Raw genomic sequence first — 13,872 nt, 5'->3', positions numbered from 1 at the left:
GCTTGCAATTTTCAGCTCATGCTAAATTTCACATTTTAAACCATGACGATCGAAACGTTACACCAGAAATTTATACACAAACTACCCGGTGAAACAGCACAAGAACGGATGTCTCCCCAGCCGAAATACGTGGAAGGGAAAGAGGGAATCCATCAAGGTCATCCCATTAGCAGTGCCGTTATGATGCTCCTTGTTCCCTACCAAGGAGACTTGGCGATACCTTTCATCAAAAGAACAAATGCAGGGAAATATCATGGGGGACAAATGGCCTTACCCGGTGGTAAAAGTGAACCGGGAGACGGGAATAGCCTAAACACGGCATTACGGGAATGTGAAGAAGAGATTGGGGTACCCCCCAAGGAGGTCACGGTTATCGGAAAATTAAGTGACGTGTATATTCCATTAAGTAACTTTAATATAACGCCCTTTGTTGGAACTATCCCGGAAATGCCTAATTTTGTACTCTCGAAAAATGAAGTAGAAAAAGTGATCATCATTCCGTTAAAAGACTTACTGGACGACAAGAATAAAACAAGTCAGGTATTGTACCGGCAGGAACAAAAAATCATAGCCCCGGGTTACAAGATCGGAGAAAATTTCATCTGGGGAGCCACGGCCATGATGATCGCGGAACTGGAAGCCATGGTAAAAAACGAACAATAACGACTGAACGCAAGATGAAGAACAAATTTTGTATATACATTCTCTTCCTGTTACTCGGCTGCATGGCTTGTAATTTTTCCACCACACAGGAAAAATACAAAACACTTGGCAGCGAAACATGGGAACGAGACAGCAATTACAAATTCGAATTCAACATCACGCAACCCGGCAGTTATCATGTCAGCACCTGCATCCGTCACTCTACTGACTACAAACAAAGAAATATCAGTTGCTACTTGATCATCCGACATCAAGGAGCAGAAGTGGATAAAGAGAATTCAGACATTATTATTGTAGACAATAACGGCAGGTGGGTCGGCCAAGGACTCACGGGACTAAAAACAGTCGTACAACCGATTGACCGGATTTTCCATTTTGACTCCACGGGTATTTATACCATGGAAATCAAACACCGGATGAAAGATAAACAACTGAAAGGGATTAAAAACATAGGAATTAAAATAAAATCCACAACTTATTATGGCGAAGAATAAACTGGCGAAATTTGCCGAAATGGAAACCTTGGAAAACGTGTTCCAGCCCACCCATGAAGAAGTATTCCGCACGGATTACAAGTTAAAGGGAAAATGGGGAGAACAAGTTTTCGGCAATGATCACCCGATCGTTTTAGAAGTGGGATGCGGTAAAGGGGAGTACTCCGTGGGATTAGGCGAACTCTATCCCGAAAAGAACTTTATCGGGCTTGACATCAAAGGAGCCCGAATGTGGACAGGGGCGAAAGCCGCGAAAGAAAAAGGAATGAAAAACGTCGTTTTCCTGCGTACTCACGCGGAAGAACTGGAATCTATTTTCGCACCCGGAGAAGTTTCCGAAATTTGGATTACCTTTCCCGACCCTCAAATGGCAAAAGCCCGCAAACGACTCACGGGAACCCGTTTTCTCTCCTTGTACCGAAAATTCCTGAAGGAAGACGGCCTTATCCATTTGAAAACAGACAGCCCTTTCCTCTATCAATACACGGCAGAACTGGTCAAGGTGAACCACCTCCCCGTGAACGTCAACACGGATGATCTTTACGGGGTTGGAGTGGATGATAAGATTTTAGGTATCAAGACTTTTTATGAACGGCAGTGGCTGTCACGAGGTAAAACCATTAAATATATCCAATTTTCATTGGCCGGATCGTCCCAACTCATGGAACCTGAAATCGACATTGAAAAGGATGATTATCACAGTGAAACACAATTCATGACGAGACAATTGAAAGTTGAAAATTGAAAATGAAAAAATGAAAGAACCTGTAACCTGTAACCTGCCAATTTGTAACTCGCCGAAGGCGAATTCTCCCCGGGTATTAATGGCGATGAGCGGTGGAATTGATAGCACGGTGGCAGCCATGTTGTTACAAGACCAAGGGTACGAGCTGGTAGGAGTTACTTATCGGGTATACGATCAAATCTCCCAAGCCTGCATGGAGAAAGAAAAGGGGTGTTGCAGCGTGAACGCCATTTTCGAGGCTAAACACATGGCCCAGCAAATGGGATTTGAACATCATATTCTCGATATTCGGAAAGATTTTAATGATCTGGTGATTCGGAATTTCATCGATGAATACTTGCAAGGGCACACGCCCAATCCTTGCGTACTCTGTAATTCCACGATCAAGTGGGGAAAATTGATTGCCATGGCCGACGAGCTAGACTGTGATTATATTGCCACGGGACACTATGCCCGCATCGGTCAACAGGACGGACGTTATTTTCTGCGCAAAGGAGTGGATGAGACCAAAGACCAGACTTATTTTCTCTGGACGTTAACCCAAGAAAATCTTGCTCGCACGATCTTTCCACTGGGGGAATTAACAAAACCTGAAGTACGACAAATTGCCTTGGAGAAAGGATACGAGAAACTCTCCAAGAAAAGCGAGAGTCAGGAAATCTGTTTCATCCCGGATAATGATTACCGTACCTTCCTCGCAGAGAACGTGGAAAACTTTACAGAGAAATACGGTCCCGGATTGTTTGTTGACACTTCCGGCAAACGCTTGGGAGAACACCGGGGCTTCCCCAACTACACGATCGGACAACGCAAAGGACTTGGCATTGCCCTAGGGCATCCCATGTTCGTGGTCGATATTCGACCGGAAAGCAATGAGGTCGTGCTGGGAACCCGGGAAGAACTACAAGGAAAGACGTTCCGGGCAAAGGATATTAACCTAATGAAGTACGCTTCCCTACCCGATGGCTTCGAAGTAAACGCCAAAATTCGTTATCGAAACCGGGGAGCGCAAGCTTCCGTCTATCACGAAAATGACTTACTCCGAGTAGAATTTCACGAAGGAATGGATTCGATCACCCCGGGGCAAAGTGCGGTTCTATATGAAGGGATCGACGTCGTGGGGGGAGGAATCATTATCTGAATACAAAAATTTAAGCTGGAAAAAGAAAATCGAACTCTCTTCTTCCAGCCTAATGTATTATAATCCCTCAACCTAATCGCGGGTACAAAATCCCTTACCCATACTCGCGAAGTGAAAGTGGGATTATTTTATTCCGGTACCCAAGAACTTCATAGAAAAAGAATCAAACACGTCCATGATTTCCGGCTGACGAGCTAAAGACTCCGTCACCCCTTCCAAAGCGTATAAACGGGAATATTTCAATATTTTCTCGGACATCGATTTTATCTCTGTTGTCCCTAGAAACTTCTCGGCAGCCCAGACAATATTATCATACGCTTCCGGTTGGCGGGCAATAGCGGAAAAGCAAGCTGATAGACATTTTCCCCGAGCCGTTCCCCGTTCCACTTCCGCCTCTTTATCCAATGGAGTGATAGCAGTAATCGTGTCATACTGAGCTAATTTTGCCGTAGCTTGTATCAACTCTTTTGCCATTTCCGGCTGACGGGCAATACTTTCATATAATGAAAGGGTGGAATACATTTGATTCGCCTTGTAATCAGACGTGAATGTATCACCATTATATATAGTAACATCATCCCCCTCATCCGAACAAGCGACAAAAAATAGTAGGCAGGCAGCCATTAACGTGGTAACAATTCGTCTCATTTGTAATTTAAATTTATCAGTTTAACTTGTTATCTATAATCTTCGTCAATACCTCCCGCAACGTTCCTCCCATGGCACGCACCATCTTCGGCACGAAACTATTGGAAGTCATTCCCGGCGTAGTGTTCACCTCCAACATAAAAATCTCGTCCTCCCGCACGATATAATCCACCCGAATAATCCCTTCACATCTTAATATATCGTAAATCATCGAAGACAATGTCTTGATCCGGTTAGTCAGTTCGGGCGAGATGCGAGCCGGGATAATTTCATCCGACTTCGTAGGATCATATTTTGCCTCGAAATCAAAAAACTCGTTCTTCGGAACCACCTCGGCAATCGGCATGGTAATATCCATATCCCCGGCCTTCACGACCCCGCAAGTCAGTTCCGTCCCGTCGATAAATGTCTCGATCAACACTTCCCGACAGAGAGCAAAAGCCTTTTTCAAGGCATCTTCCAACTGGGCAGCCTCCTTTACTTTCGTCACCCCGAAACTGGAACCTTCGGCATTCGGTTTCACGAAGCAAGGTAACCCTACCTCGTTGATAATCTCGTTCACATCGTATGCCATTCCCCGAATCAACATCACGGAATCAGCCACGTTTACCCCGTAACTCTTCAAATAAGTATTACACGTGTGTTTATCGAAAGTCAAGGCAGAGGCCAACACGTTACAGCACCCGTAAGGTACACCCATCATATCCAAATACCCCTGCAACAACCCGTTCTCCCCCGGAACACCATGTATCGTGATATAGGCAAAATCAAACAAGATCTTCTCCCCGTTCCGAGTAAACGAAAAATCATTCTTATCCACGGGGTATTTTTCCTCCCCGATCTCCACGTGCCAATCCCGTTCTTTCAGAACAACAAGATATTTATTGTACCTAGTTTCATCAACCTCATCATATATATTCTTCCCAGATTTCATGGAAACCTCATATTCTGAGGAATTTCCACCAGCGATAATGGCAATATTTTTCATTTTGAATTCATCTTTTATAACACAACAAAAATACAAAAAAGAGAATAGGAGATGACAAAAAGTTTATATTTTTGCAAGCCTCAATAACACAAGGATATGACAAAGATAAACGACCTGACACAAGGCAGCATCAGCAAGGGAATTTGGAGTATGGCAATTCCCCTTATCACGGCCTCTTTCGTTCAAATGGCATACAGCATGACCGACATGATCTGGCTGGGACATCTAGGTAGCGAAAGCGTGGCCGCAGTCGGTGTCGCCGGATTCTTCACGTGGTTAGGTAACGCTTTATCATTCATTAGTAAAGTCGGGGCAGAGGTCACGATCTCCCAATCCTTGGGGGCTCGGGCAAGCAAAAGGGCCCGGGCATACGCCAACCAATCGACCATGTTGTCATCCATCATTGCCTTGGGTTACGCTTGTTTTATTTATATCGCGGCTCCCATGCTGGTCGGGTTGTTTCACTTGGAAGAGAATATCTCGGAGCTGTCCATCATGTACATGCGCCTGATCACGCCCGGACTGTTCTTCACGTTCAATAACAACACTTATAGCGGGCTATATAATGGGCAAGGAAACAGTAAAACCCCGTTGAAGATTGTCGCCACCGGATTAATATTCAACATCATTCTTGATCCGCTATTAATATACGGGTACAGTTTTGTTCCCGCAATGGGAACGGCAGGGGCAGCCATTGCCACGACCTTCTCCCAGTTAGTCGTGTTTTCCATCTTCATTTATAACCTTTATTTCCGTAATTCATCCATCGGAAAACTCTACTTTGTCACCCGGCTAAGAGCCCGGTTCGTGAAACGCGTCGTCTCGCTCGGTTTACCCGTAAGCATGCAAAGTGCTTTATTCGCCATGTTCTCCTTGACTCTGGCCACCGTGGCGGCCCAATGGGGACATATCGGGGTTGCCGTGCAAAGCGTGGGCGCCCAGATAGAGGCGATCACGTGGATGACCGCCGCCGGTTTTTCCACCGCGTTGGCAGCTTTTACTGGACAAAACTTCGGAGCCCGCAACTTGGACCGCATACGCTTGGGATACCATTACACGTTGAAACTCGCCGGGGGAATCGCCTTGATCGCTTGTCTCGCCTTTCTGTTTTTCAGCAAAGAAATATTCAGCGTGTTTATCAACGAACCGCAGACACTTGTTGCAGGAAGTGCATACCTGAAAATTCTCGCTATTTCCCAAATATTCTCAGCCATCGAACAGGTCACCGCCGGGGCTTTCAACGGTTGCGGACGTACCACCCCGCCCGCCATCGTGGGAATCATCCTCACGGGAGCCAGAATCCCGTTGGCCTATTACTTGGTTACCTTCCCCTCGCTCGGCCTAAACGGCATCTGGTGGAGCATCTCGATCTCCAGCGTGATGAAGGGCATCGTGCTGGCTATCTGGTATCAATCATTTCAAAAACGCCTACTAAGTGGACGCTACAAACCCACTGGAATCCTAGGAAAAATGCACGCCGTGGCAAGTCGTCTTTGGCAGCAATTTAATTGAAAATTGAAAGTATAAACCGGAATTCAATAAGAATCTCGTTCTTTTCGTGTCAAAACGACATGAAATTATTACAGAAAAAATTCTGTAATTTTTCGGCATAAAGATTGTTGATGTAAAAAATAAGGCTTACATTTGACGGCGTTAAAAAGCAACAAATAGCCATTTAAGAAACGTATAACAATAAAAAAATTACAGAAATGAAAGTAACAGTTGTAGGAGCAGGAAACGTTGGTGCAACTTGCGCGAACTGCATCGCTGAAAAGGACATCGTGAATGAAGTTGTTCTTCTGGACATTAAAGAAGGCGTTGCAGAAGGTAAATCATTGGATATGTGGCAAACCGCCCCGATCAATCTTTATGACACCCGTATCAAAGGTGTAACTAACGATTACGAGGCTACCAATAATTCAGAAGTTGTGGTAATCACTTCAGGTCTTCCCCGTAAACCGGGTATGAGCCGTGATGACTTAATCGCAACAAACGCCGGTATTGTAAAATCAGTTACTGAAAATATTATCAAACATTCTCCGAATGCCAAGATTATTATCGTGTCTAACCCGCTTGACGTAATGTGCTACTGCGCTTACTTGACTGCCAAAGTCGATTCAAGTCGTGTATTCGGTATGGCCGGTATTTTGGATACCGCCCGTTACAGAGCATTCCTAGCTGAAGCATTGAATGTTTCCCCGAAAGATATTCAAGCCTTGTTATTAGGTGGACACGGGGACACGATGGTTCCGCTCCCAAGATACACCACGGTTTCAGGTATTCCTGTAACTGACTTGATTGACCATGACACGTTGAACGCTATCATCGAAAGAACGAAAGTTGGCGGTGGCGAACTAGTTAAATTGATGGGTACTTCAGCATGGTACGCTCCCGGTGCAGCAGCCGCTCAAATGGTTGAGGCAATCGTGTGCAACCACAGAAGAGTATTCCCGGTTTGCGCTTTGTTGAATGGCGAATACGGAATGAACAACATCTATTTAGGAGTTCCGGTAATCTTGGGTAAGAATGGTATCGAGAAAATTATCGAGGTAAAACTTGACAAGGACGAACAAGAATTATTGGCTCAATCAGCTAAAGCTGTTAGATCAGTAATGGATGTACTTGACAACATGAAATTATTTTAACTAACAATAGTACTTCACGATCATTCTTTAAAAAACCGTTCCGGGGCGCCGGGACGGTTTTTATTTTAATCTTCCTTGTTGTGAAAAAATCCTTTCATGACATATCATCTATTCCAAGCAATCTAACCGTAAATAAATGGTAATACTACCGTTTAGATCTCCTACCTTCCTTTCATCGCCCTTTCATCACCCTTTCATCGCCCTTCCCCATTATCCGAGTAACGGTTGATCTCCGGGGATGTAACGCAAGAGAGAGATTATTACCCTAGTATATCAGTAGCATTACAGTGGATTCAAGGATATTATCCTAAAAAAGCTACTGTAAACCAGGGTAAACCTATGTCAGAATTTAGTTTTCTAGTTCCACCCCGGATTCTGTTCCAGCTTGGCATCTATATTCGCGTCAATCGCTTTCTGCGGGATCGGGAATAATTTCCACTCGATTGTTCCCGTGTAAGTCGGGTAATCAGCAATGTAATACGCATGAGCCCGAAGTTGATCCTCCATGACAGAGCCTTGCATACGTAATAACGTACACCATCTTCTTTCCTCCATGAACAACTCTCTTGCTCTCTCGTCCAAGATAAAAGCTAAAGAAATATCTCCCGTTGTTGCCATGCGGCTGCATTGCGCCCGACCGCGCAACTGATTTATGTCATTAGCGGCACTACCGGCATCCCCCATACGGAAATAAGCCTCTGCCCGTAACAAATAAGTTTCGGCTAAACGACAAGCATACTCGTCCCGGAAAGTATTCGTACGATTTCCCCCGTACACTAAATCCTCGTATCCCCAATCATCCACGGGAGCGAATTTGGTCCATACCGGGTAATAATGATCCATGTTTGATTCATCCAACATATCGGCTGTCACGATCTGACCGTATTTACTGTGTTTGGTATCGATACACACGAATTCCCGACGGATATTCGCCTTTGAATTCCGAATATCCGTGGCAAAATCACCCGCCCAAATATCATTGATCATGTAGTTTGTCGGGGCATTAAAAGACACTCCCCGGCCACCAACATAGGCACAGAGGTTTCCCCCGGGATAGATTGATTCATCAATATTCGTGTTCCACGGGCCATACCCGGCATCCGATTCCGAATATTCGCTTTTCCAACGCATCTCCCTCAACACGGGAGAAAAACTTCCGGCATAAGGCAAAAAATGATTTCCCCCGAAGTCATGCCAGACCGTCACATCATTTTGCAACGTCCACAAAGCCTCGGTATTTCCCTCGGCATAATCCAAGTTTCCCCGTTGAAAAAGATCAAAAAAGACATCCCCGTCCGGGTAATAAGCCTCGACTCCATTCATGGCTTCACCAGAACCCGGTTTTGCCCGGGAACCGAACCGCTCGGTCATCAAAGAGTGTAACTCGGTAACCTTGGTCGCGTAAAGAATGGATTGCTGCAACAATTCCCGATCATCCCCCAACTCGGTAGCCAAAGCCAGATAAGCCTCTGCCAAATAATGATAGGCCGCACCTTTCGCCACGCATCCCGCCTCTCCCGGATAATCAGGCAAAGTATCCGCCGCATTCTTCAAATCTTGAATGGCGAACCGATACGTTTCCTCCCGGGTCATCCGGGTGAAATCATACCGGGGTTCTTGATAGAATTTCGTCACTTCGGGAACTCCCCCGAACAACTCACCCAAAGTGAGGTAAGCAAATCCCCGGAAGAAATTAGCCTGTGCCCGTACCTGCGCCCGGTCATTCTCGCTATCCCAGTTCAAGGTCTTTACTTCTGCCCCCTCCAAAGTCTGGTTGGCATAACTCACTAACTGATAATAGGCCTCGTAAATATTCTTCACTTCATTTTTATCCGTGGACCAAGAAGAGAAGTTAGACATCCCGTTACCACTTGACCGCCACATCGGGGTATCAAACATATCGGTACCTGCCCCTTTTAAAAACACGTCATTCTGTAACCAATAACGAGCGTGGGCATACATATTCGTCACGCAAGCTTTTACCTGATCCACGGTCTTGAAAGCATCTTCAGCCGTGTAAAACGTGTCGGGATGTTCTTCCAGAAAAAGATCATCGTTACACCCGGAAATTCCCATTACCATAGCGGCAAAAATAACCGCAATATATTTTCTAGTTTTCATCATCACGCTCCAAATTTAAAATGTCAAATTAACTCCAAATGAATACATGGCTGCCAACGGATAACCGTAACTTCCTCCTAACGTTTGCTTGATTTCCGGATCACCACCAACCCAATTGGTTATCGTGAACACGTTCTTTGCAGCAAAAAAGACTTTCAACCCGGTGATCTGCAAACGATTCAACCAATCCTGATGGAAAGTGTAGGAAAGGCTTAAATCCTGCAAACGTACGAATCCATAACTTTGCAGCGGGGTAAAACGACTGTCTGCATAATCCACACGGGGATATTTGTTACTTCTGTTTTCCGGGGTCCACCAACCATGATCCAAGTTATTATCCCACACGGTTCCTGTTGCCGTTTGGTAAGCATACGTGTTCTGGCTCAGTCCGTAACCATTTCCCCCAAACACCCCTGCGAACAAGAAATACAATTCCAGATTCTTGTATTTAAGCGTGCTACTCAAACTCATCCGGAAATTTTCCTTGTTGTATCCCAAGATGGTACGATCGTCTGCTGTAATCTTACCATCCTCACTCCCGTCCAAATTGGCAAATTTCACGTCACCGGGAGCTGCGTTGTTTGCCTCGATGTATTCAATATCTTCTTCCTGTACAATTCCTATTGACTTATAACCGTAAATGGCTCCCAAAGATTTCCCGATAAACAGACTATTGGAAATATCATCTTTCCCGTCACCGTATAAATCTTTCAATTTATTCCGGTTTAAATAGAACGTGACAGCCGTACTCCAATTCCAGTCTTTCGTCCGGACATTCTGCGTGGTCAACGTGGCCTCTATCCCCCAGTTATCAATCTGCCCCATCGTGGCTTTCATACTTGTCAACCCGTTATTCATCACGGGCAACAATCGATCAAAAATCTGATCGGTCGTCTTCGAGAAATAACCGTCAAATTCCAAATAAATCCGGCTACCCAATAAACCGAGGTCAAACCCATAGTTAAATGCCTCCGTTGTCTCCCAACCCAGATCGGCATTTCCGAGTTTATCATAGCGTTGGCCCCAGCTAATCGTCGATTCATTCCCGAAAGGATAACCGATACCGCCTTCTTGTCCTAATTTTATCTGAGACAATGTCATGTACGGGTCCAGAGATTGATTACCATTCTTACCCCACGATCCCTTCAACTTTAAATAATCAATGAACGACACCCGTTTCATAAAACGTTCATTCGAAACCGTCCATGCCACCCCGACTGCCGGGAAAACACCCCATTTCGAGTTCTTCCCGAACACGGATGATCCATCCCGACGCACGGAAACACTTAAATGATACGTGTCGTTATAATTATAACTGATTCGTCCCAGATACCCGATATTGTTATGCTTTGTCTTATCTATATTCGTAATTTTCTGTGTTTTAGCATACACCAACCCATCGGCTCCTAACACGGTATTCCCTTGATCCGAAAAATCGCTTCCGGTCATCTTCCGGTAGTCATACCGCTTGGAATCCCTCGTGTAAACGTAGGTCGCATCAACAAAATGTTTCCCGAATTGACGATTAAAATTCACGATATGGTCCATTACCCAGTACGTGTTCTTCGTGCGGGCGCTATACCCATTCGCCTTACTCAAGAAACCGGATAATGCCGAGGCTGAATACCGATCTTCAGAAGTTCCTTCAGCCACGAAATACCCCTCATGCTCGAAATAATCCCGTTCCACGTTCTCCCAAGAATAAGCCGCATTTACCCGATAAGTTAGCCCTTCCAACCAAGGACATTTCACAAGCACATGCCCCTTAATTAAAGTCGTGGCATAAGTATCATGATCATCCACCGTACCACTATTCACCAACCACAAGGGATTTGTTAATCCGCCCCCCAATTCTCTCGGGTACTTCTCCAGTTCACCGTTCGGACGTGTCACACGGCCGTAAGGAGTCAAACGCAAGGCCTGTACCAGATTGTAAGTCGTAGGACCGGAGTAATCATTAAAGGTATATCCTATTTGCGTCCCGACTTGCAACCAAGAAGCCACGTCACTCTGCAAACGGAGCGACAAAGCCTCTCGTTTATAATCATCTCCAATAATCACACCTTCCTGATCAACGTGAGAGGCGGATAGGAAATAATTTAATTTTTCCGTCGCACCGGATACGGATGCCGAATAACTCTGCATCAATCCTACCCGGCTCACGTAATCCAACCAATCCGTAGTCTTGCCGTTTTTATAATTTTCTAGCTCGAATCCACTCATCCAAGCTGAAGGGTCAGCGTCCTCCGCTAGATGCTGGGTTGCATTAATCTTTTTAATATAATTCTCCGGACTCAGCACTTCCGGACGATTCGCCATCTCCGACAATGTCCACGATGCATTAAAATTCAGCACGGGTTTTCCTAATTTCCCCTGTTTCGTCGTGATCATCACTACCCCGTTGGCAGCCTGTGATCCATAAGCAGCCAAAGAAGTCGCGTCTTTCAACACGCTCATGCTTTCGATGATATTAGGATCAATATCCCGCAAACTCCCCATAAAAATCACCCCATCCATCACGATCAACGGGTTAGATGTCGATCCCCCAATCGACTTTTGTCCCCGTACTTGTAAAGAAGGCGCCTGTCCCGCTCCTTGTTGTTGCGACACGGTAATACCCGTTACCGTTCCCCGTAATGCATCCATCGAGTTTGTGTTCGGTAATAAAGCTAAAGGAGATTCCGCAGTGTTAATCACGCTCACGGACCCCGTAAAATTCTTCCGGGCCACGGAACCATACCCCACGACAACCACCTCATCCAACTCTTCATTATCCACCCGCAACCGAACATTTCGCATTCCTGCCTTTTTTAACACTATTTCCCGGGTAACATACCCGACAAAAGAAACCCGAAGTACGGCTCCAGCCTTTACCGTTAACTTGTAATTGCCCAAAGTATCAGTCACGCATCCATTTGTTGTTCCTTGTTCCAAGATAGCGGCCCCGATAATTGGTTCTCCTTGTTCATCAATTACTCGACCAAACATTTTCCACGTTGCAACTTGCGTCGAATCGACTTCACCCGCAACACTTCGGGAAATTGTTCCCATCATACATAGGCAGCCAAGTAATAGAACCATTCTGAACTTGCTAACGCCTTTCTGAAAAAAATTTAGATCCTTCATTTTATATCACGTATATGCATTAATTTTCCTTCAAAAATTCACGTAATTTTTCCTACACAACAAACACACCAAAACACAAGGAAGAAAATATCGAATTGATTTTCTGCAAAGAAGGCCTCTAAATTTCATCATGAGACAATAAGAAAGTGTGGAATTTTTACACACACCAAACACCAACATTCCACATCATTTAAATTTATATAAATTTCAACAACAATATCTCCTGCAAAATAATTCACCTTTTTATTGATTTAATAAAAAATCTATTTTAACTTTGCAACACAAAGAACTTTTAGAATATGGAAAATAAAGAAGCGCTCGATACATTACACGACATCAAAGAACTCATGGAAAAATCCACGAAATTCATGTCGATAAGCGGAATTTCCGCTATTCTCGTTGGCATTTATGCCTGCATCGGAACCGGCTTGGCCTACTTTATTCTAAACAAACAAGACTCTTTTGACACCTTGTTTAATATACCATTATTAAATATCAACACCACTTACCAGCTCGCATCAATTTGCTTGATCGCGCTGGGAGTACTCGCACTCTCACTCCTCACCGCATTCACGATGAGCTACCAAAAAGCCAAAAAAGGATGTAGAAACATCTTTAAAGATAAATCCGTCCACCGTTTACTCTGGAACTTCTTTCTTCCCTTGCTGACCGGGGGAATCCTTTGTTTCTCTTTAATCTGGCAGCAATACTACGGATTAACCTCTTCCATAATGCTCATTTTCTACGGGTTATCTCTCGTGAATTGTTCCAAATACACCTATTCGGACATACGCTACTTAGGCTACGCAGAGATACTGTTAGGCCTCGTTGACAGTTTCGTGATCACCCATGCCCTTCTATTCTGGGTTATAGGTTTCGGATTACTTCATATAGCGGCAGGAATATACTTTTATTATAAAGTTGAACACAAACAGCATCCGGCAAGACCGTAACCAAATGTAAATTGCGATCCATGAAAGAATACCTTGAAAATATAAACAAGGCTTTTGAAAGCAAGGCACGCCTAGGAATCATGTCCATCTTGGTTGTCAACGAATCGGTAGATTTCGTAACACTCAAGAATTTACTCGATCTCACAGACGGGAATCTAGCCAGCCACACAAGGAGTCTTGAGGAATTGGGATATATCCAATGCCAGAAACAATTCATCGGACGACGCCCCAACACGACGTTCTCCGTCACGCAGAAAGGCCGGGAAGCTTTCGCGAAACATTTAAACGCCTTGGAAGAGTTTTTAAAGAATCAGAATATATAATTTTTTTTACTCATTATACTTTGAA

At 44.7% G+C, this 13,872-nt stretch carries 12 protein-coding genes; 8 read left to right on the top strand and 4 right to left on the bottom strand.

What is annotated here, in order from left to right; all coding sequences use genetic code 11:
• Positions 1-42: 42 nt before the first annotated feature.
• From QVC79_RS13610 to mnmA, 4 genes are read left to right on the top strand one after another with little or no spacing between them, the layout of a single operon-like run.
• Entirely contained in the window at positions 43-663 is a 621-nt protein-coding gene (locus tag QVC79_RS13610; protein ID WP_124316733.1) for an NUDIX hydrolase, read from the top strand.
• Between the two features lie 14 nt (positions 664-677).
• Entirely contained in the window at positions 678-1,157 is a 480-nt protein-coding gene (locus tag QVC79_RS13605) for a gliding motility lipoprotein GldH (RefSeq protein WP_270592507.1), read from the top strand.
• Positions 1,144-1,902 (top strand): tRNA (guanosine(46)-N7)-methyltransferase TrmB, encoded by a 759-nt coding sequence (trmB, locus tag QVC79_RS13600; RefSeq protein WP_270592505.1) that lies wholly within the window; start codon positions 1,144-1,146, stop codon positions 1,900-1,902. Before QVC79_RS13605 ends, trmB begins: the two co-directional genes overlap by 14 nt.
• A gap of 10 nt (positions 1,903-1,912) precedes the next feature.
• Entirely contained in the window at positions 1,913-3,043 is a 1,131-nt protein-coding gene (gene mnmA / locus QVC79_RS13595; RefSeq protein ID WP_270592502.1) for a tRNA 2-thiouridine(34) synthase MnmA, read from the top strand.
• A 123-nt stretch (positions 3,044-3,166) separates the two neighbouring features.
• On the opposite strand, the gene QVC79_RS13590 is transcribed toward mnmA, so the two are convergent.
• Positions 3,167-3,691: a hypothetical protein gene (locus QVC79_RS13590; protein WP_124316730.1), complete on the bottom strand. Its 525-nt coding sequence runs from the start codon at positions 3,689-3,691 to the stop codon at positions 3,167-3,169.
• Between the two features lie 16 nt (positions 3,692-3,707).
• Positions 3,708-4,679: a D-alanine--D-alanine ligase gene (locus QVC79_RS13585; protein WP_124316729.1), complete on the bottom strand. Its 972-nt coding sequence runs from the start codon at positions 4,677-4,679 to the stop codon at positions 3,708-3,710.
• Positions 4,680-4,775: 96 nt separating this feature from the next.
• Between QVC79_RS13585 and QVC79_RS13580 the strand changes: the two genes are divergently transcribed.
• Both QVC79_RS13580 and mdh read left to right on the top strand, forming a co-directional pair.
• The gene (locus QVC79_RS13580) at positions 4,776-6,191 is read left to right on the top strand and encodes an MATE family efflux transporter (RefSeq protein ID WP_270592500.1); all 1,416 of its coding nucleotides are present in this window, start codon (positions 4,776-4,778) and stop codon (positions 6,189-6,191) included.
• A 197-nt stretch (positions 6,192-6,388) separates the two neighbouring features.
• Positions 6,389-7,324 carry a malate dehydrogenase gene (gene mdh / locus QVC79_RS13575; protein ID WP_027202820.1) on the top strand — a complete coding sequence of 312 codons (936 nt, stop codon included), beginning with the start codon at positions 6,389-6,391 and terminating at the stop codon, positions 7,322-7,324.
• Between the two features lie 357 nt (positions 7,325-7,681).
• Here the strand turns inward: mdh and QVC79_RS13570 are convergent, their stop codons facing one another.
• Both QVC79_RS13570 and QVC79_RS13565 read right to left on the bottom strand, forming a co-directional pair.
• Positions 7,682-9,448: a RagB/SusD family nutrient uptake outer membrane protein gene (locus tag QVC79_RS13570; protein ID WP_270592498.1), complete on the bottom strand. Its 1,767-nt coding sequence runs from the start codon at positions 9,446-9,448 to the stop codon at positions 7,682-7,684.
• Positions 9,449-9,460: 12 nt separating this feature from the next.
• Positions 9,461-12,499: a SusC/RagA family TonB-linked outer membrane protein gene (locus QVC79_RS13565; protein WP_270592495.1), complete on the bottom strand. Its 3,039-nt coding sequence runs from the start codon at positions 12,497-12,499 to the stop codon at positions 9,461-9,463.
• A gap of 371 nt (positions 12,500-12,870) precedes the next feature.
• Here QVC79_RS13565 and QVC79_RS13560 point away from each other — a divergent pair, with 371 nt between their 5' ends.
• Positions 12,871-13,524 (top strand): hypothetical protein, encoded by a 654-nt coding sequence (locus tag QVC79_RS13560; protein ID WP_124316727.1) that lies wholly within the window; start codon positions 12,871-12,873, stop codon positions 13,522-13,524.
• A gap of 20 nt (positions 13,525-13,544) precedes the next feature.
• Positions 13,545-13,847 carry a winged helix-turn-helix domain-containing protein gene (locus QVC79_RS13555; protein ID WP_151411517.1) on the top strand — a complete coding sequence of 101 codons (303 nt, stop codon included), beginning with the start codon at positions 13,545-13,547 and terminating at the stop codon, positions 13,845-13,847.
• The last annotated feature ends 25 nt before the right edge of the window (positions 13,848-13,872 follow it).

Origin of the sequence: Butyricimonas sp. (assembly GCF_019423355.1) — a bacterium.
Taxonomy (GTDB): Bacteria; Bacteroidota; Bacteroidia; order Bacteroidales; family Marinifilaceae; genus Butyricimonas; species Butyricimonas faecihominis.
The sequence above is the reverse complement of the archived record's forward strand: the minus strand, read 5'-3'. Positions and strand labels throughout refer to the sequence as shown.

Excerpts from the sequence above, each read along its gene's own strand:
- QVC79_RS13605 (WP_270592507.1), top strand. The coding sequence starts at position 678 with ATGAAGAACAAATTTTGTATATACATTCTCTTCCTGTTACTCGGCTGC.
- QVC79_RS13580 (WP_270592500.1), top strand. The coding sequence starts at position 4,776 with ATGACAAAGATAAACGACCTGACACAAGGCAGCATCAGCAAGGGAATT.
- mdh (WP_027202820.1), top strand. The coding sequence starts at position 6,389 with ATGAAAGTAACAGTTGTAGGAGCAGGAAACGTTGGTGCAACTTGCGCG.
- mnmA (WP_270592502.1), top strand. The coding sequence starts at position 1,913 with ATGAAAGAACCTGTAACCTGTAACCTGCCAATTTGTAACTCGCCGAAG.
- QVC79_RS13560 (WP_124316727.1), top strand. The coding sequence starts at position 12,871 with ATGGAAAATAAAGAAGCGCTCGATACATTACACGACATCAAAGAACTC.
- QVC79_RS13570 (WP_270592498.1), bottom strand. The coding sequence starts at position 9,448 with ATGATGAAAACTAGAAAATATATTGCGGTTATTTTTGCCGCTATGGTA.
- QVC79_RS13585 (WP_124316729.1), bottom strand. The coding sequence starts at position 4,679 with ATGAAAAATATTGCCATTATCGCTGGTGGAAATTCCTCAGAATATGAG.
- QVC79_RS13555 (WP_151411517.1), top strand. The coding sequence starts at position 13,545 with ATGAAAGAATACCTTGAAAATATAAACAAGGCTTTTGAAAGCAAGGCA.
- QVC79_RS13565 (WP_270592495.1), bottom strand. The coding sequence starts at position 12,499 with ATGATGGGAACAATTTCCCGAAGTGTTGCGGGTGAAGTCGATTCGACG.
- trmB (WP_270592505.1), top strand. The coding sequence starts at position 1,144 with ATGGCGAAGAATAAACTGGCGAAATTTGCCGAAATGGAAACCTTGGAA.
- QVC79_RS13610 (WP_124316733.1), top strand. The coding sequence starts at position 43 with ATGACGATCGAAACGTTACACCAGAAATTTATACACAAACTACCCGGT.
- QVC79_RS13590 (WP_124316730.1), bottom strand. The coding sequence starts at position 3,691 with ATGAGACGAATTGTTACCACGTTAATGGCTGCCTGCCTACTATTTTTT.